The sequence below is a fragment of the Cupriavidus sp. 05T42 genome, from assembly GCF_056396345.1.
Map to the genome: position 1 here is coordinate 328140 of NZ_JBFTLH010000001.1, position 17187 is coordinate 345326.

General features: G+C 68.7%; 17 protein-coding genes. 14 read left to right on the plus strand and 3 right to left on the minus strand.

What is annotated here, in order from left to right; all coding sequences use genetic code 11:
- The first annotated feature begins 28 nt into the window (after nucleotides 1–28).
- The 5 genes from AC1EJR_RS01400 to AC1EJR_RS01420 all read left to right on the plus strand — a co-directional run bounded on the left by AC1EJR_RS01400 (nucleotide 29) and on the right by AC1EJR_RS01420 (nucleotide 5279).
- Nucleotides 29–1351, plus strand: a complete 1323-nt coding sequence (locus AC1EJR_RS01400) for an MFS transporter (protein ID WP_092293752.1) — start codon at nucleotides 29–31, stop codon at nucleotides 1349–1351.
- Between the two features lie 126 nt (nucleotides 1352–1477).
- Nucleotides 1478–2098, plus strand: a complete 621-nt coding sequence (locus tag AC1EJR_RS01405) for a hypothetical protein (RefSeq protein WP_477146832.1) — start codon at nucleotides 1478–1480, stop codon at nucleotides 2096–2098.
- Nucleotides 2099–2164: 66 nt separating this feature from the next.
- Complete coding sequence (locus AC1EJR_RS01410) at nucleotides 2165–3073, plus strand: LysR family transcriptional regulator (protein ID WP_092293748.1); 909 nt, start codon at nucleotides 2165–2167, stop codon at nucleotides 3071–3073.
- A 133-nt stretch (nucleotides 3074–3206) separates the two neighbouring features.
- Nucleotides 3207–3971, plus strand: a complete 765-nt coding sequence (locus tag AC1EJR_RS01415; RefSeq protein WP_477146833.1) for a substrate-binding periplasmic protein — start codon at nucleotides 3207–3209, stop codon at nucleotides 3969–3971.
- Nucleotides 3972–4004: 33 nt separating this feature from the next.
- Nucleotides 4005–5279, plus strand: a complete 1275-nt coding sequence (locus AC1EJR_RS01420; RefSeq protein WP_092293744.1) for a GGDEF domain-containing protein — start codon at nucleotides 4005–4007, stop codon at nucleotides 5277–5279.
- A 25-nt stretch (nucleotides 5280–5304) separates the two neighbouring features.
- Here the strand turns inward: AC1EJR_RS01420 and AC1EJR_RS01425 are convergent, their stop codons facing one another.
- Entirely contained in the window at nucleotides 5305–6201 is an 897-nt protein-coding gene (locus tag AC1EJR_RS01425) for a LysR family transcriptional regulator ArgP (protein ID WP_477146834.1), read from the minus strand.
- A 73-nt stretch (nucleotides 6202–6274) separates the two neighbouring features.
- Between AC1EJR_RS01425 and AC1EJR_RS01430 the strand changes: the two genes are divergently transcribed.
- On the plus strand, nucleotides 6275–6931 hold the full coding sequence (locus tag AC1EJR_RS01430; protein ID WP_441591292.1) for a LysE/ArgO family amino acid transporter: 657 nt from the start codon (nucleotides 6275–6277) through the stop codon (nucleotides 6929–6931).
- Nucleotides 6932–6958: 27 nt separating this feature from the next.
- Here AC1EJR_RS01430 and AC1EJR_RS01435 read toward each other — a convergent pair whose 3' ends face one another.
- Nucleotides 6959–8383: an aldehyde dehydrogenase family protein gene (locus AC1EJR_RS01435; protein ID WP_092293738.1), complete on the minus strand. Its 1425-nt coding sequence runs from the start codon at nucleotides 8381–8383 to the stop codon at nucleotides 6959–6961.
- Nucleotides 8384–8516: 133 nt separating this feature from the next.
- On the opposite strand from AC1EJR_RS01435, the gene AC1EJR_RS01440 reads away from it, so the two are divergent.
- Nucleotides 8517–9398 carry a LysR family transcriptional regulator gene (locus AC1EJR_RS01440; RefSeq protein ID WP_477105148.1) on the plus strand — a complete coding sequence of 294 codons (882 nt, stop codon included), beginning with the start codon at nucleotides 8517–8519 and terminating at the stop codon, nucleotides 9396–9398.
- 133 nt (nucleotides 9399–9531) lie between these two features.
- The gene (locus AC1EJR_RS01445) at nucleotides 9532–10710 is read left to right on the plus strand and encodes a GGDEF domain-containing protein (RefSeq protein WP_441591293.1); all 1179 of its coding nucleotides are present in this window, start codon (nucleotides 9532–9534) and stop codon (nucleotides 10708–10710) included.
- A gap of 8 nt (nucleotides 10711–10718) precedes the next feature.
- Here AC1EJR_RS01445 and AC1EJR_RS01450 read toward each other — a convergent pair whose 3' ends face one another.
- Nucleotides 10719–11666 (minus strand): hypothetical protein, encoded by a 948-nt coding sequence (locus AC1EJR_RS01450; protein WP_477146835.1) that lies wholly within the window; start codon nucleotides 11664–11666, stop codon nucleotides 10719–10721.
- A gap of 266 nt (nucleotides 11667–11932) precedes the next feature.
- Between AC1EJR_RS01450 and AC1EJR_RS01455 the strand changes: the two genes are divergently transcribed.
- From AC1EJR_RS01455 to mdcE, 6 genes are all read left to right on the plus strand, one after another.
- A complete protein-coding gene (locus AC1EJR_RS01455; RefSeq protein WP_218158026.1) occupies nucleotides 11933–12526 on the plus strand; it encodes a cytochrome P460 family protein in 594 nt (197 codons plus the stop codon).
- 138 nt (nucleotides 12527–12664) lie between these two features.
- Nucleotides 12665–14323 (plus strand): malonate decarboxylase subunit alpha, encoded by a 1659-nt coding sequence (gene mdcA, locus AC1EJR_RS01460; protein WP_092293731.1) that lies wholly within the window; start codon nucleotides 12665–12667, stop codon nucleotides 14321–14323.
- Nucleotides 14323–15204 carry a triphosphoribosyl-dephospho-CoA synthase gene (locus AC1EJR_RS01465; RefSeq protein WP_477113573.1) on the plus strand — a complete coding sequence of 294 codons (882 nt, stop codon included), beginning with the start codon at nucleotides 14323–14325 and terminating at the stop codon, nucleotides 15202–15204. Before mdcA ends, AC1EJR_RS01465 begins: the two co-directional genes overlap by 1 nt.
- Entirely contained in the window at nucleotides 15204–15515 is a 312-nt protein-coding gene (locus AC1EJR_RS01470; RefSeq protein WP_092293727.1) for a malonate decarboxylase subunit delta, read from the plus strand. Before AC1EJR_RS01465 ends, AC1EJR_RS01470 begins: the two co-directional genes overlap by 1 nt.
- Nucleotides 15512–16366 carry a biotin-independent malonate decarboxylase subunit beta gene (locus tag AC1EJR_RS01475; RefSeq protein ID WP_477146836.1) on the plus strand — a complete coding sequence of 285 codons (855 nt, stop codon included), beginning with the start codon at nucleotides 15512–15514 and terminating at the stop codon, nucleotides 16364–16366. The genes AC1EJR_RS01470 and AC1EJR_RS01475 overlap by 4 nt, the downstream gene beginning before the upstream one ends.
- The gene (mdcE, locus tag AC1EJR_RS01480; protein ID WP_477146837.1) at nucleotides 16363–17187 is read left to right on the plus strand and encodes a biotin-independent malonate decarboxylase subunit gamma; all 825 of its coding nucleotides are present in this window, start codon (nucleotides 16363–16365) and stop codon (nucleotides 17185–17187) included. Before AC1EJR_RS01475 ends, mdcE begins: the two co-directional genes overlap by 4 nt.

Genomic DNA, 17187 nt, shown 5'->3' on the forward strand with positions numbered 1-17187 from the left:
CCTCTCGCTCGCGAAGGAGATCTCAAGGATGGCCAGCCTGACCCATCAGCACCGCGCGTCGCCGACTGCACCTCCGGCGGAAGGTCACCATCAGGTGGCGCCCGCCGAAATCGCCACCGGCGTCGTGATCGGCCGCGCGTCGGAGTACTTCGACTTCTTTGTCTACGGCATCGCCTCGGTGCTGGTCTTCCCATCGGTCTACTTCCCCTTCGCCAGTGAGCTGGCCGGGCTGCTCTACAGCTTCACGATCTTTTCCTTCGCGTTCATCGGGCGGCCGTTCGGCACGGCGCTGTTCATGCGCATTCAGCGCCGATGGGGGCGCGGCGTCAAGCTGACGGCCTCGCTGTTCCTGCTCGGCACGGCAACGGTGGGCATCGCCTTCCTGCCGTCCTATGCCACGCTCGGCAGCGCCGCCATCTACCTGCTCGCGTTTTTCCGCTTCCTGCAGGGCATTGCCTTCGGCGGCTCGTGGGATGGCCTGCCGTCGCTGCTGGCCATCAACTCGCCCCCGCACAAGCGGGGCTGGTACGCGATGGTGGGGCAACTGGGCGCGCCCACGGGCTTCATCATCGCCGGCGCGCTGTTCCTGTTCCTCTACGCGAGCCTGACACCGGCCGAATTCATCGACTGGGGCTGGCGCTATCCGTTCTTCGTGGCCTTCGCCATCAACGTGGTGGCGCTGTTCGCGCGGCTGCGGCTGGTGGTGACGCACGAGTACACGCAACTGCTCGACGAAGGCGAGCTGGAGCCGATCAGCACGTTGCAGATGGTGAACGCGCAAGGCTTCAACATCTTCCTCGGCGCCTTCGCGGCGTTGGCGAGCTACGCGCTGTTCCACCTGGTGACGGTGTTCCCGCTGTCCTGGGTGCTCCTGCACAAGGCGCAGGGCGTGACGGACATGCTGGCGATCCAGATCGTGGGCGGCTTCATCGCCTTCATCGGCACGCTGCTGTCGGGCTGGATCGCGGACCGTATCGGCCGCCGCACCACGCTGGCGGTGATGGCGGTGCTGATCGGCATCTTCAGCCTGTTCGCCCCATGGCTGCTCGACGGCGGGCAGACCGGGCAGGACGTGTTCATCCTGGTCGGGTTTGCGCTGCTGGGGCTGTCCTACGGGCAGGCGGCGGGCGTGGTGACGTCGAATTTCGACCGCCGCTACCGCTACACGGGCGCCGCACTGACCACGGACTTCGGCTGGCTGTTCGGCGCGGCCTTCGCGCCGCTGGTGGCGCTGGGCCTGTCGTCCCTGTTCGGGCTGGCGGCAGTGAGCCTGTACCTGCTGTCCGGTGCCGTCGGCACGCTCGTGGCGCTGCGGATCAACAAGGCGCTGGGCACGCACGACGAGGTGTAGCACCGATGGGGCACGACCTGCCCCATCGCCACCCGTTGCGCCACGCCGACACCCCACTAACCACTGAGGCGTGGCGGCCGGCGCGCTGATACCCTTCGGCTCGCGATCCATCCTCAGTCTCGTTCCATGTCTTCCAAGTCCCTGTGCGCAGTGTCCCTGGGCGCGCTGCTGTGCGCGCCTGCCCTGGCCGCCAACACTCAAGTCCTGCTGGAAACCCCCGTTACCTATGCGCCCGGCGCCGGCGTGGTCGACAAGGTCCGCGAGGAATGCCAGATCGAGTCGATGCTGGCCACGCGTGTGTCGGACGTCCTGCGCCGCCGCAACAAGGGCGGTGACGGCAAGCTGGCCGCCGGCGCGGAGGCCGGCGAGGCCCAGGTGATGCGGCTCCAGATCACGCACGTCCTGGGCGTGGGCGGCGGGGCCTGGACCGKCCCGAAGGCCATCACGGTGAATGCCGAGCTGATCGAAGGCGGCAAGGTGGCGCGCCACGTCAAGCTGAACCGCTGGTCCATCGGCGGATTCTGGGGCGGGTTCAAGGGCACCTGCTMGATCCTGAACCGCAGCGCGGTGGCGCTGGCCAAGGACCTGAACCGCTGGGCGCGCGATCCGTCCTACGTGCCGAAGGATGAGGTCGAGCCGCCGGCGCAGGCCGCCGAGGGACCGGCAGAAGGGCAGGCTGAGCCGGCAGCAGAAGTCCCGGCCGATGCCGCGGACGCGCCGCAGGCCAAGGGCACGGCGCTCGAATAGCGCGAGGCGGGCGGCGTATCATGGTGGCGTCATCGACCCCCTGACCCTCCCGTCGCCCCCGCCGCCATGCCCCTGCGCATCAGTGAAGAGATCACGTTCCGCAAGCTCGAGGCCCTGCTGGCCTTCATGGAGACCGGCAACCTGGCCAAGGCCGCGGAGGCGCTCGATATCAGCCCGGTAAGCGTGCACCGGGCGCTCCATTCGCTCGAGGACGGCATGCGCTGCGCGCTGTTCCGCCACGAGGGCCGCAACCTGTTGCCGACCGAGGCCGCGCACGTGCTGGCCGATGTGGCGCGAGATGTCCTCAAGACGATGTCCGACGGCATCCGCGTCACGCGCGAGGCCGCCGGCTACTCCGCCGACCAGCTCAAGATCGGCTCGCTCTATTCGCTGACCATCAAGACCGTGCCGCAGGTGGTCATCGGCATCAAGATGCGCCGCCCGGAGCTGCAGACCGAACTCGTGCTCGGCTCCAACGCCGACCTGCTCCAGAAGCTGCGCCAGGGCTCCATCGACGCCACGCTGATGGCCCTGCCCGAGCCCGACGCCGAAATCGAGTCGATTCCGATGTTCGAGGACGACATCTTCTTCGCCGCCCCGGCCGATTCCCACTACGCCACGCTGCCCGAGATCGACCTGCGGGTCTGCCGGGACGAGCCGTTCGTGTCGCTGGGCGAGGGCTTTGTGACATCGAGCGGCTTCATGGAGGCGTTCCGCATCGCAGATTTCACGCCCAACGTGGTGATGAAGGTCGGGGACATCTTCTCGCTGATGAACCTCGTGGGCGGCGGMATCGGTTATTCCCTGCTGCCCGGGCGCGTGCGGGACGTGTTCGCGAAGAACGTCGCCTTTGTCCCCCTGACCGCCGAATACGACATGAAGCAGTCCATCGGCCTGAGTTTCCTGCGCCGCCGGGAGCGCGATCCGAACCTGCTCGGCCTGGCCGCCGTGTGCCGGATGCTAATGAAAGCCTAGGGTTTCCGGGAGGCAATACCCCTTGTGAGGGGGCCGMACCGCCGTCAATAAATACGGGAGAATGCCGTTGTACTGGCGTGTCAATCCCTTGGTGCCCATGGAAATCATGCTGTCTGCGCGACGAATCGCCGTAATGGCGCCATTGGTGCTGGGGATCTGGCACGCGCAGGCCGCCGCCCAGGCCCGCGCCGCGCCGCCTGCAGCGCCCACCCAGGCGCAGACCACCATCGTCCTGTACTCGGAGGCCGGCCAGCGACCCCAGTCCTACGAGGAAAACGGGATTCCCAAGGGCGCCTATATCGACAACATCAATCGCGTCCTGAAGCGGATTCCCGAATTCAAGGTGCAGGTCCGCTTTGCCCCCTGGGCGCGGGTGGTGGAGGAGGCCCGGAACGGCAACAGCGCCGGCGTGCTCGGCGTCTATTACCGGCCCAGGGAGCGGCCGTTCCTGAATCACTCCAAGCCGTTCTATAGCGAGGAAGTGGCGGTGCACTGCAACCGCGATTCGATCKAGGGCCGCACCTTCCATCGCTATCCGGACGACTTCGCGGGGCTGAAGTTCGGCAACCAGCGCGGCTACCTCGCCCCCGGCCCGCGCTTTTTCCAGCTGGCGCGGGAGGGCAAGATCCAGCTCGTGGAGGGGCATGAGTTCCACGACCTGGTCAAGAAGATGCTGGTGCAGGAGATCGACTGCGTGGTGAATCCCACCGTGGTCATCAACGAGGCGCTGGTCACGCTGGAAGCACAGGGCATTCCGGAGCGCATGCGCTACAAGTCCCGGCGGGCGATGACCATCAAGACCGAGACCGTGCACGTCGGATTCAGCAAGAAGTACGAGGAATCGCACCCGGAACTCGCCAGGTTCCGGCAATTGTTCGACCAGGCGGCGGACCAATAGCCCGCGCCGCGACCCCTCAGGATTGCGCATTCCATGCCACTGCTGCCACCGGTTCGTTCGATCCGGAACAGGATGATCGTGCTGTTCATCGTTGCCACCACGACAACGCTGGGCGCGTTCGCCATGCATCGGCAATGGCTGCTGCACCAGGACCTGGAGCAGCGCTTCGAGCGGACCCGTGGCGAGGTGTTGGACGGCCTCAAGCAGAGCCTGGCCGCGCCCACCTGGGCGCTGAACGTGGGGACCCTGCGCACGCAGCTGGAATCCACGCTGATCCATCCCGAGGTCACCGAGGCCTGCGTCTTCTCCCCGGACCGGGAGGAGGTGTACGCGGCGGTGCAGCGCACGGCCACCGCCGCCCCGGCCGGGCCATTCTGCGCGGCCAGCGGGCATGACGTGCTGGCGGAAGTCACGCTCTATCCCCCGGATGACATCGACGCCGAGCGGCGCAGCCAGGCCATCGGCACGGCCGTGGTCCGCTTCACGCGCGACACCATGCAGAAGACCCAGCGCGCGGCCATGATCCAGGGGATCACCGAGGTCGCCGTGATCGACGTAGCGCTGGTCATCCTGCTGACCTTCGGCCTGCGGATGGTGTTCCGGCCGCTCGAGCATCTGCGGGAGGCGCTGTTCGAACTGTCCTCCAGCCATGGCGACCATCTCGACGAACTTGCCCGGCTGGGTCGCACCGAGTTCGATAGCGTGATCGACGGCTTCAACTCGGTCCTGCGCCGGCTCCGGCTGATCATTGCCCTGCGCACGGAGGCGGAACTGGAATTGATGGAGAAAAACCGCCTGCTTGAGGCGCTCTCCAAGACCGACCAGCTCACCGGGGTGTTCAACCGGCGGCATCTCGACGATGCACTGGCCGGCGCGCTGGCGCGCAGCCGTGTCGAAGGCAAGCCGTTCTCGATCCTGCTGATCGACGTGGACCGCTTCAAGTCGGTCAACGACACCTACGGCCATCAGGTGGGTGACCGCGTGCTGGTCGAGATCGCCGACCTGATCATGGCGGTCAAGCGGCCGACGGACACCCTCGGGCGCTGGGGCGGCGAAGAATTCCTGCTGATCTGCGCCGATACTGCCCTGCAGGACGCCGTGTACTTCGCCCACCGGCTGCGTAATGCGCTGGCCGAGCAGGACTTCGCGGTGACGGGCCGGATGACCGCGAGCCTGGGCGTGGCCTGCGTGCAGCCGGGCGACACCATCCACGGCATGATCGCCCGCGCCGACACGGCCCTGTACCGCAGCAAGGAGCGCGGCCGGAATCGGGTCGAGTTCGCCGACGATGGCGTGACCACGCCGTAACAGCGGAAAGCCGCCGCCGGGCCGGTCAGGGCGGTAACAGACCGGTCCGGGCGGCGGCCATCACTTCCCGGCTCAGGCCGTCGATCAAGGCCGATGCCGCGCGGGCGTAGTGCCAGTGCAGGGGCACGTCCAGCGGGGTGTCCGGCACCAGTTCGACCAGCGTGCCGTCTGCGAGATGCCCGGCGATCAGGCTCTGCGGATGCAGGCCCCAGCCCATGCCGGCCACGGCCGCCGTGACAAACGCCTGCGACGACGGCAGCGTGTGCCGGGGCAGTTCCACATGCCGATGGCACAGGCGCCGCACCCAGGTCGCCTGCAACGCATCCTTGTTGTTGAACACCAGGCTCGGCGCCGCCGMCAGACTGCCGGCGCCCACGCCGGCGGCGAAATGGCGTTGCACGAAGGCCGGGCTGGCAGCCGCCAGATAGCGCATGGCGCCCAGCGGACGGCTTTCGCAGCCAGCGGCAGGGCGGGCGGCGGCGGTCACGGCAGCCAGCACGGCGCCGCTGCGCAGCCATTCGGTGGTGTGGTCCTGATCGTCCACCGCCACCTCCATCAGGACGGGATGTTGCGCGGCAAACGTCGCAATCGCCGGCGCGGCCCACGTCGCCAGACTGTCGGCATTGATCGCGACGGGCAGCGCCACCCGCGCCAGCCCCTCCGCCGCAAGTGATGGCAACGTCCCCTGCAATTCATGTTCGAGCATCCGCACGCGGTCCACGTGCTGGCACAGGCGGCGCCCGGTTTCCGTGGCCCGGCAGGGCTGGTCGCGGATCACCAGCGCGCAGCCCACGCGCTCCTCCAGCAGGCGAATGCGTTGGGAAATGGCCGATGGGGTCACGTGCAGCGCGCGGGCCGCACGCTCGAAGCTGCCTTCGCGCACCACGGCGGCCAAGGCGGACAGGGCGGCGTAATCGAGCATGAGATTAGCGAAACTACATCGAATGAAGAAAAGATAGTTTGTCTACATTTTCCAGAGCAGGCAAGCTGCGCGCATGATTTCCGCACTGCCCACTCCTTCGCTCCCTTTATCCGTCGCCCTGCAGGGCCTGGCCCTGAGCTTCGGCCTGATCGTCGCCATCGGCGCGCAGAACGCGTTCGTGCTGCGTCAGGGCCTGCGCCGGGAGCATGTGGGCAGCGTGGTCCTGCTCTGCGCGGTGGCGGATGCCTTGCTGATTGCCGCCGGCGTCATGGGCATGGCCCAGGCGCTGGGCGAGCGCCCGGGCCTTGCGCGCTTACTGGCGCTGGCCGGCGCGATCTTTCTGGCCGTCTATGGCTGGCGGGCGCTGCGGCGCGCGGGGCAGGCGCACCGGCTGCAGGCGTCGGAGGGGGAGAAGGGTGCGAAGAGTCTTAGCCGAGGCGCGATATTGGCGCAGGCGGCGGCCTTCACGCTGCTCAATCCACACGTCTATCTGGACACCGTGCTGCTGGTGGGCAGCATCGGCGCCCAGCAGCCGGCCGCGCTACGTGGCTGGTTCGTGGCGGGCGCCAGTTCCGCCAGCCTGTGCTGGTTCGGGCTGCTCGGGTTTGGCGCGCGCTTTCTCGCCCCGTGGTTCGCCCGGCCGAAGGCCTGGCGCGTGCTCGACGGGCTGGTCGGTATCACCATGTTCGTTCTGTCGGCGCTGCTGGTGCGCCATGCCTGGGCGGGCTGAGCCCGCCCGCCATGACAGCGCCCCTGACTACACCGGCACGTTCAGCACCGCCTTGGTCTCCAGGAACGCTTCCAGCCCATAGACGCCGTACTCGCGCCCAATGCCCGACTGCTTCAGGCCGCCGAACGGCGCCGCCGGGTCGTGGGCGAGCGTGTTGACGAGGACCCGCCCGGCCTCGATGCGCGACGCCACCGCGTGCGCCCGCTGGACATCCGCCGACAGCACGTAGGCCTGCAAGCCGTAGCTGGTGTCGTTGGCGATGGCGATGGCCTCCTCCTCGTCCCGGTAGGTAATGATCGACAGTACCGGTCCGAAGATCTCCTCGCGCGCAATCGTCATGTCGTTGGTCACATCGCTGAAGACGGTCGGGCGCACGAACCAGCCTGCGTCCAGCCCCTCCGGCCGGCCTTCGCCGCCCGCAACCAGCCGCGCGCCTTCGTCAATGCCGATGCGGATATAGCGCTGCACGCGCTCCCACTGCTTCTGGCTGACCATCGGCCCGACCGTCGTCTGCGGATCGCGCGGATCGCCGGCTTGCGTGGCCGCCACGATGTCGCGCACGTGCGCCTCGAACTCGGCAAGCCGGTGTTCCGGCACCAGAATCCGCGTGCCGGCGATGCACGCCTGCCCGCTGTTCATAAAGCCGGCGTCCATGGCCATCGGCACGGCTTCGTCGAAGTTCGCATCGTCGAGCACGACCACGGGCGACTTGCCACCCAACTCCAGCGTCACCCGCTTCAGCGTGTCCGCCGCCACACGCAGGATGGTCTTGCCGACCGCCGTGGAGCCCGTGAACGACACCTTGGTCACATCGGGATGCGTGCTGATCTCGGCGCCGACCACATCGCCGCGCCCTGTGACGATATTGAACACGCCGGGCGGCACGTCCGCCGCGTGCAGCGCCTCGGTGACGATGCGGGTCTGCATCGCGCTCATCTCGCTCGGCTTGATGACGGCGGTGCAGCCGGCGGCCACGGCGGCAGCCAGCTTGCCGCAGATAAAGCCCGCGTCGCTGTTCCACGGCGTGATCAGCCCGGCCACGCCCATCGGCTGCATCACCACCTCGGCGCCGCCCACGCGGCGCGTGAACGTGTACTGCTCGAGCACATTGGCCGCGTCGATCAGCACGTTGCTCGCATGCCGGGCCATCCAGCGGCCCCGGGACACCGGCGCGCCGTACTCCTCGGTGATCGCCTCGTACAGTTCGTCTTCCTTCGCCAGCACGGCGGCGTGCATGCGCTTCAGCAGGTCCACGCGCGCGCGCTGGCTGGTGCGGGAGAAGGCCGGGAACGCCCGTTTGGCGGCGGCGATGGCGTCCCGGGCGTCCTGCGCGTCGGCCAGGCGCACCTGGCCGATCACCTGTTCGGTGGCCGGGTTGAACAGGTCGAACATCTCGTCGCCGTGCGGGGTGACGAAGGCACCGTCGATATAAATCTTGTCGATGATCTGCATGGTGGGTCTCCGGGGTAGCGGAAAAGCATCTTAAGCAAAGCGCGAAAAACGCGGGCTGAAGCACAAGATAGCTCTGCGCCATTGTGTTGACTAGCCATACAATGCGGGATGTGATGATGAAGAAATCAGGATAATGAAATCCTCTGGCCTCGGTGAACTGGAGGCGGTGCTGGCGGTGGCGCGGCATCGCAGCTTTCGGGCGGCAGCGGCGGAGCTGGGCGTCTCCACGTCCGCGCTCAGCCACGCGGTGGCGGCGCTGGAGTTGCGCATCGGCGTGCGGCTGTTCCATCGCACCACCCGCAGCGTGTCGCTGACGGCGGCCGGCGCGCAGTTCGTGGACAGCATCGCGCCGGCGCTGTCCACGATCCGGGGCGCGATCGAGCAGGCGGGGAGCCTGCGCGACACCGTGTCGGGCCAGTTGCGCATCAACACCTCGGCGGGCGCCGCGCGGCAGGTGATGCCGCTGTTCATCGCCTTCCTGCAGCGCTATCCGGCCATGACGCTCGATATCGTCACGGAAGGGCGGCTGATCGACATCGTCGCCGACGGCTTCGATGCCGGCATCCGCCTCGCCGAAACCCTGCCGCAGGACATGATCGCCGTGCCCTTCGGCGATACCCAGCGCTTCGCCGTGGTCGGCAGCCCGGACTACTTCGCCCGGCACAAGCCGCCGCGCACGCCCGCCGACCTGCACGCGCACGCCTGCATCCGCACGCGCATGCCGAGCGGGGCGATCTACCAGTGGGAATTCGCGCGGCATGGCGAGGCGGTGCGCGTCGACGTCAAAGGCGCGCTGACCCTCGACGAGCCCGGCCTGACGCAGCAGGCCGCCCGCGCCGGGCTGGGGCTGGCCTACCTGAGCGAGTGGAACGTGGCCGCCGACCTGCAGGCCGGCACGCTGGTGCGCGTGCTGGAAGGCTGGACGCCGCCGCTCGATGGCCTGTGCCTGTACTACCCGGGCCGCCGCCACGTGCCGGCCGGCCTGCGCGCGCTCATCGACCTGATCCGCGAGTAGGCACCGCACAGGCACCGAACAGGCACCGAATAGACACCAATCACCGGCGTATCAAGCACCATCCCGCGGGCGGGTTTCCACGTAAAATTCGGCAGCCGGCGCGAGGCGTCGGTGCAATGTCTTTACATTCTGGATGTACGTCGACCTCCTCACCCTTTATCTCCTCGCCATCGGGACGCTTCTGGCCAGTGCCGGCATGACGTTCTGGGAGCATCGGACCAATCCCCGCCGCAGCCGCACGCTGCGGATTCTCGCGGCCGGTTTCACGACGCTCGCCATCGGCTGCGCGCTGGTGCTGGTCCGGCGCAGCGTGCCCGGGGCGATGGGCTCCGCCGTCAGCAATCTCGTCATCCTTACCGGGTACCTGCTGGTCCTCGGCGGCATCGCCTCGCTGAGCGGGCGGCAGTATCGCGCGGCGTCGGTGGGGATACTGATCGTGGACGCGCTGGTGTGGGCCGGCTGGGGCGCGCAGCGGCTGGACCTCATGTGGAACTACGTCAGCGCCCTGCCGATCGCGCTGATCAGCGCCATGACAGCGCGCGAGATGCTGCGTTGCGAGGCGATGAAGGCGCTCCGTTCGCGCCACATCATCGTGGTCGTGGCGGGCATCCATGCCGTGGTCTATTTCGCGCGGGCCCTGATCCTGCCGTGGCTGGTTTCTGCCTACGGGCCGGCGATGCAGGCCGCCGCCAGCAAGCTCACGGTCTACGAAGGGGTGCTGTACTCGGTCCTCCTGCCGATGGCGCTGCTCAAGCTGATCCGTGACGAGGCCCACGGCCAGCTCCTGCAGGAAGCCCAGACCGACTACCTGACCCGGCTGGGCAACCGCCGCTGGTTCTTCGAGCAGGGCGCCCGCCTCTTCGGTGGCGAAGGGAGCCGGCCGGTGGCCGTGCTGGCGTTCGACCTCGACCGCTTCAAGGCCGTCAACGACGTGTACGGTCACCAGACTGGCGACCAGGTGCTGAAGTCGTTCGCGGAAATCGCCCGGCGTGTGCTGGGGCCGCACGCGCTGCTCGGGCGCATCGGCGGCGAGGAGTTCGCCGCCCTGCTGACCGGCGACGACGCGCGCCGCGCCCGGGCGCTCGGCGAGGCCGTGGCCACGCGCTTCGCCGACACCATCCCGCACCAGATCCACGGCCTCGGTCTCGGCATTCCGGCCACGGTMAGCATCGGGCTGGCCCACTTCGAGACCGAGGTGCCGCCGCTGGCCGACGCGCTGGCCGCCGCCGACCAGGCGCTGTATCGCGCCAAATCGCTCGGCGGCAACCGGCTCGAAGTGGCGCGGACCGCCGAGGGCTCCGCCGTGCGCTGAGCCGGGCCCTAGAAGCTGGCCGCCAGCCCGAACGACAGGCCGTGCACGTTGTTGCCGAAGACGTAGCGGAACACGCCCCGGATGCGGGTGACGAATACTTCATGTGCGCTGGTGTCGAGTTCCAGCCCGGTGCCGACCGTGGTCAGCTGGCTGAAGCCCAGCGCGCCGGCCTGATTGCCGAAGTAGTGCGAGTGGGACAGTTCGAGCACATAGCGCACCGGCCGGTCCAGCGCACGCAGGCCGGTGGGCGCGCGCCAGCGGGCGTAGAGGCTGGCGGTCTGGGCGGCGGCGGAGGCGTTCATGCCCCCCGTGGTGCCAAAGCTGCGCAGGTAGATGTTGGTGTAGCGCAGCTCCACATCGACATCGCGCTCGTTGCGGTGGCTTTCCCAGTCCAGCATCACCGACCCGCCCAGCCCGTAGGCGTTCATGGCGCCGTTGTCCAGGAAGGCGATCTCCTGGTCGGTCACATGTTCCACCGCGAACTTGGCGACGGAGAGGTCGCTGGCCACGCGGCCGATCGAGGCATTGAAGATCGGCCGGAACACCAGTTCCTTGCTGTCGATGAGCGGGAAATCCCAKCCGACGCCGACCGTGCCCGCGAAGGTATTCCACTTGGTCGGCAGCTTGCGGGTCTCCTGGCCGTTGGAGGCCACGAAGGTCGGGTCGTAGCGGTTGTAGGCAATCGACCCCTCCAGGTAGAGCGGGAACKACTGGCTCAAGGTGAAACCGCCGCCGAGCTGCCAGAGCGTCAGGGCGGGGTTGTCGGTGCTGGTGTTGCTGATGGAGAGCGAACTGGAGGCGAGGTCAGGCACCACGGCGAACGACATCAGCGTCAGCACCGCATTCGCCTGCTTCTGGACGTTGGCGCCCACGATGCCGAACGTGGGGCCGGTCTGGGCGTGGGCMGGCGCCGGGGCGAGGCCCACCATCCCCATCATCGCCAACATCACCAACATCACCACACATCGCGCGGAATTCAGGGTGCCATGGGCGCGCATCGCCTACCTCTTCCTGGCCGGATTCAAGGACGCGGTCATGATCGCCGCAACGCCCAGTCGGCGGAAGTAAAACTTCTTGCGCGGCCATTAAGAAAGTTCGGTGCTTGATGTGGCGCAAACGGCGCGACGCTGCGCAACGTTCATTCCGGACAAATCCGACCGCCTGTTCAATGCCGCGCGGCGGATTGGCGTGACGATGGCGCCTGCACACCGGAGGACAAACCATGAAAAAAATCGTAGGGATGGCGCTGGCCGTGACGGCGTTGGCTGGCGCGGGCGTTGGGCTGGCGGAGACGGCGAAGGAAGCCGCCGGGAAAGACAGCATGCAGGCGGCCAAGCCGGTCGCCAAGATAGCCAATCAGGACCTCAGCAAGGTAGCCGTGCCGGACAAGATCCCGCCCGGCTACCGCGCGTGGACGCTGATCTCGGTGGCCCGCGAGGAAGGCGCCACCGACGACCTGCGCGCCATCCTCGGCAACGAGGCGGCGGTCGTGGCCCTGCGCAGCGGCAAGTACCCGCTGCCCGACGGCGCCATCATCGCCCGGCTCGCCTGGAGCTACGACGCGCTGGCGGAGAGCGCGGAAGCCTTCGGCAAGGCCCAGTCCCACGTGGCCGGGCACCCGAAGAACGGCCTCCAGTTCATGGTGCGGGATTCGACCAAGTACGCCGCCACCGGCGGCTGGGGCTACGTGCAGTTCGATGACGGCAAGCCCTCGGACGCCACCAAGCAACAGGCCTGCTTCGCCTGCCACACGGTCGTCAAGAACCGCGACTATGTGTTCAACCGCTTCGCCCCGGATCCGCCTAACAGCAACTAGCCGAGCCCGGACAGAGGGAAGTGGCGGTCCCGTCATTTCTCTCACCGTAACGATCCGCCGCCGGGTGTCATTGTTTGACCATGGCCCCCGGCGTATCGTGGCCCACATCGACAGTCATGCCGCATGTCCGGAGCCGCGATGCCAGATTCCCCCACTCCCCGCCAATGGGACACCCGCCGCGTTGAGAAGCGCCGCCGCCAGGGCCTTGGCGCCCGGCTGGCCGATGGCAAGGTGGTTGCCACCGACAACATCGTCCCCTTCCTCGAAGCCGTGACCGCCCCGGGCGACCGCGTGGTGCTCGAGGGCAACAACCAGAAGCAGGCGGACTTCCTGTCCCGTGCGCTGGCCGAGGTAGACCCGGCCACCGTGCACGACCTGCACATGATCATTCCGAGCGTCAGCCGCGTCGAACATCTGGACCTGTTCGAGCGCGGCATCGCGCGCAAGCTCGACTTCGCCTATGCCGGCACGCAGAGCGTGCGGATCTCGCAGTTCCTTGAGGATGGGCTGCTCGAAGTCGGCGCCATCCACACCTATATCGAGCTGTACGCCCGGCTGTATGTGGATCTGACACCACAGATCGTGCTGATTGCCGGCTACAAGGCCGACCGCGCCGGCAACCTCTACACCGGCGCCAGCACCGAGGACACGCCCGCGCTGGTGGAAGCCGCCGCGTTCCGCGACGGTCTGGTGATCGCCCAGGTCAACGAGATCGTGGACGACCCGGCCGACCTGCCGCGCGTGGACATCCCCGGCTCGTGGATCGACTACGTGGTGCAGGCCGACAAGCCGTTCTTCTGCGAGCCGCTGTTCACGCGCGACCCGCGCCTGATCAAGCCGGTGCACGTGCTGATGGCGATGATGGCCATCCGTGGCATCTACGAGCGGCACAAGGTGCAGTCGCTGAACCACGGCATCGGCTTCAACACGGCCGCCATCGAACTGATCCTGCCGACCTACGGCGAATCGCTCGGGCTCAAGGGCAAGATCTGCAAGCACTGGACGCTGAATCCGCACCCCACGCTGATCCCGGCGATCGAATCGGGCTGGGTCGAGAGCGTGCACAGCTTCGGCAGCGAACTGGGCATGGAGAACTACGTGTCGGCCCGGCCGGACGTCTTCTTCACCGGCGCGGACGGCGCGATGCGCTCCAACCGGGCCTTCTGCCAGCTCGCCGGCCAGTATGCGGTGGACCTGTTTATCGGCTCCACGCTCCAGATCGATGGCGACGGGCATTCGTCGACGGTCACGCGCGGCCGGCTTTCGGGCTTCGGTGGCGCGCCGAACATGGGCCACCAGCCGGGCGGACGTCGCCACGCCACCCCGGCCTGGCTCGACCTGATCGAGACTGACGACCCGCTCGCGCGGGGCCGCAAGCTGGTGGTGCAGATGGTCGAGACCTTCCAGGCGGGCGGCAAGCCGACCTTCGTGGAGTCCATGGACGCTGTGCAGGTGGCCAAGGATGCCGGCATGCCGCTGGCGCCGGTGATGATTTATGGCGATGACGTCACGCACGTGCTGACCGAGGAAGGCATCGCCTATTTATATAAGGCGACGTCGATCGAGCAGCGCCGCCGGATGATCGCGGCGGTGGCCGGCGTCACGCCGATTGGCATGCGCCACGATCCGGCCACCACGCGCCAGATGCGCAGCGACGGGTTGATCGCACTGCCGGAAGACCTCGGCGTGCATCGCGCCGATGCCACGCGCTCGCTGCTGGCGGCCAAGAGCATGGCCGATCTGGTCGAGTGGTCGGGCGGGCTGTACGAGCCGCCGGCACGTTTCCGGAGCTGGTGATGGCCGTCCCAATCCATGCGGTAGCGCTCACCGAAGACCGCGCCGGCGCCATCGGCGCACTGGCCGAAGCGGTGTTGATCGACGAGGCGATGTTGTCGCCCAAGCCCGGGCTGGTGGATGCGCGCGGCAGCGGCGCCCACCGCGACCTGACGCTGGCGCTGATGGTGGCGTCCGCGCGCAGCCTGCGCGGCGGCTTCGCCGCGATGGCGGAGGCGGGGCGGGAATCCTCCGGCGTCGATGGACCCCTGCGCGAACAACTCGGCGCGCTGGGCCGCGCGGCGGAGGCGACGATGCTGCGCGCCACCGGCGGCGTCAACACCCATCGCGGCGCGATCTGGTGCCTGGGCCTGCTGGCCGGCGCCGCCGGGCTGCTGCCGGAGGGTGCGGATGCCCACGCCGTGGCCGACGCGGCCGGGGCCATCGCCCGGCTGCCAGACCGGCATCGCCCCGCGCACACCGGCAACAAGGGCGAACTGGCGCGGCAGGCGTATCAGGTAGGTGGCGCGCGCGGGCAGGCCGAGGCCGGCTTCCCGCATGTCGTGCAACGGGGTTTGCCGACGCTGCGCGCCAGCCGCGCGCGCGGCGATGCGGAGCCCACCGCGCGCGTTAATGCGCTGCTGGCGATCATGGCCGGGCTCGACGATACCTGCGTGCTGGCCCGCGCCGGCCGCGAAGGGCTGGCCACGATGCAGGCCGGCGCCGCCGCCGTGCTTGCAGCGGGCGGCATCGGCACGCTGCCGGGCCGGCGGCTGCTGCATCGGCTCGAAGCCGGCATGCTGGCGCGCAACGCCTCCCCCGGCGGCGCCGCCGACCTGCTCGCCGCCACGTTATTTCTGGATCGCCTGCCCACCGGGCCGGCGCTCCCCCACGGAGACCGATGATGGAACAACTCCAGTTCGAATATCCCGCCGGCGCACCGGCCAGCCAGCGCGTGCTGGTGGGCGTGGTCGGTTCCGGCGACCTTGAAGTGATGATCGAACCCGGCGACGCCGGCAAGACCTCGATCCAGGTGACCACCTCGGTGGACGGCTACGGCCGCGTCTGGGACGCCCAACTCACGCGCGTCTTCAGCGCCGAGCCGCGCGCCGCCATGCGCATCCGCATCCACGACTTCGGCGCCACGCCGGGCGTGGTCGGCATGCGGCTGGCCGAGGCGTTCGAGGCATTGGATGACAGCAAGGGGCAGCCATGAGCCAGCCCGCACTGCTGTCGCGCGAGAGTTTTGTCGAACTGGGCGCCCGCGCGCGCGCCCATGCGCTGCTGGACCCCGGCACCTTCCGCGAACTGGCGGGGCCGTTCGACGGCCTGACTTCGACCTGGCTCGCGCGTCAGGGCGTGGTGCCGCAGGCCGATGACGGCGTGATCGTCGCCAAGGGCACCATCGACGGGCATCCCACCGTCGTGCTGGCCATCGAAGGCGCCTTTCAGGGCGGCAGCCTGGGCGAAGTGGGCGGCKCCAAGATTGCCGGCGCGCTGGAACTGGCCGCGCAGGACAACCGACAGGGCACCCCGACGCGCGCGGTGATCCTGTTCGAGACCGGCGGCGTGCGGCTGCAGGAGGCCAACCTCGGCCTCGCCGCCATCGCCGAGATCCACGCGGGCATCGTCGATCTGCGCCGCTACCAGCCGGTGATCGGCGTGATTGCGGGGCAGGTGGGGTGTTTCGGCGGGATGTCGATTGCGGCCGGACTGTGCAGCACGCTGGTGGTCACGCGTGAGGCGCGGCTGGGCCTGAACGGGCCGGCCGTGATCGAGCAGGAGGCCGGCATTGCCGAGTACGACTCGCGCGACCGGCCGCTGATCTGGAGCCTGACCGGCGGCGAGCAGCGCATCGCTACCGGGCTGGCGGACCGCTATGTCGACGATGACAGCGCGGCGATCCGCGCCACCGTGGCGGCCCTCGTCGCCGAGCCGCCCAATCAGCCACCCACCCCGCCGCGCAGTGCCGCGTATGCGTCCTATCTGCAGCGGCTGGCCGACTATGACCCCGCGCGGCAGGCCGATGCGGCCACCGTGCGCGCCGTGTTTGGAGGACCGTCATGACGACCGAATCGACTGAATCGAACTCCCGGGGCGCCATTTGGCTCGCCGCCTTGAGCCAGGGCGCATCGCGCCTGACCGACTATCCGGCCTCGATCCAGGTGGCCGATGGCGAACTGGCGGGCCGGCCCGTGCGCTGGATCGCGGTGGTGCCCGATGCCGCCAGCCCGTTCCCGCGCGCCCGCCATGGCGAGGTGGGGCTGCGCGAGGGCTGGACGCTCGCGCGCGCCGTCCATGACGCCGTGCAGGCGGACCGCGACGCGCCGGTCAAGCGCGCCATCGTCGCCGTGGTGGATACCCCGAGCCAGGCCTACGGCCGGCGCGAGGAAGCGTTCGGCATCCACCAGTCGCTGGCCAGCGCGGCGGATGCCTACGCCACCGCGCGCCTGCAGGGGCATCCGGTGATCGCGCTGCTGGTGGGCAAGGCCATGTCGGGCGCCTTCCTCGCGCACGGCTATCAGGCCAACCGCATCGTCGCGCTGGCGGACCCCGGCGTGCAGGTGCATGCGATGGGCAAGGAAGCGGCGGCGCGCATCACCATGCGCAGCGTGGAGGACCTCGAAGCCTTCGCGGCCACCGTACCGCCGATGGCCTACGACATCGACAACTACGCCACGCTGGGCCTGCTGTGGCGGCGCGTGCCGGTCGCCCGGGCCGAGGCGCCCGAAGCCGGTGACGTCGCCACGGTGCGCACGACGCTGGAAGCTGCGCTGGCCGATATCGACKCCGACCCCGAGCGCGACCTGCGCAGCCGGCTGGGCGGCGAGAATCGGCAGGCATCGGCGCGCGTGCGCGAAGTGCTCGCCCGGCAGTGGCAGGGATGA

Bases quoted from the DNA above. Each gene is read 5' to 3' on its own strand.
- AC1EJR_RS01400 (WP_092293752.1), top strand. From the start codon at position 29: ATGGCCAGCCTGACCCATCAGCACCGCGCGTCGCCGACTGCACCTCCG.
- AC1EJR_RS01430 (WP_441591292.1), top strand. From the start codon at position 6,275: ATGATTTCCGCACTGCCCACTCCTTCGCTCCCTTTATCCGTCGCCCTG.
- AC1EJR_RS01440 (WP_477105148.1), top strand. From the start codon at position 8,517: ATGAAATCCTCTGGCCTCGGTGAACTGGAGGCGGTGCTGGCGGTGGCG.
- AC1EJR_RS01465 (WP_477113573.1), top strand. From the start codon at position 14,323: ATGGCCGTCCCAATCCATGCGGTAGCGCTCACCGAAGACCGCGCCGGC.
- AC1EJR_RS01420 (WP_092293744.1), top strand. From the start codon at position 4,005: ATGCCACTGCTGCCACCGGTTCGTTCGATCCGGAACAGGATGATCGTG.
- AC1EJR_RS01455 (WP_218158026.1), top strand. From the start codon at position 11,933: ATGAAAAAAATCGTAGGGATGGCGCTGGCCGTGACGGCGTTGGCTGGC.
- AC1EJR_RS01470 (WP_092293727.1), top strand. From the start codon at position 15,204: ATGGAACAACTCCAGTTCGAATATCCCGCCGGCGCACCGGCCAGCCAG.
- AC1EJR_RS01435 (WP_092293738.1), bottom strand. From the start codon at position 8,383: ATGCAGATCATCGACAAGATTTATATCGACGGTGCCTTCGTCACCCCG.
- mdcA (WP_092293731.1), top strand. From the start codon at position 12,665: ATGCCAGATTCCCCCACTCCCCGCCAATGGGACACCCGCCGCGTTGAG.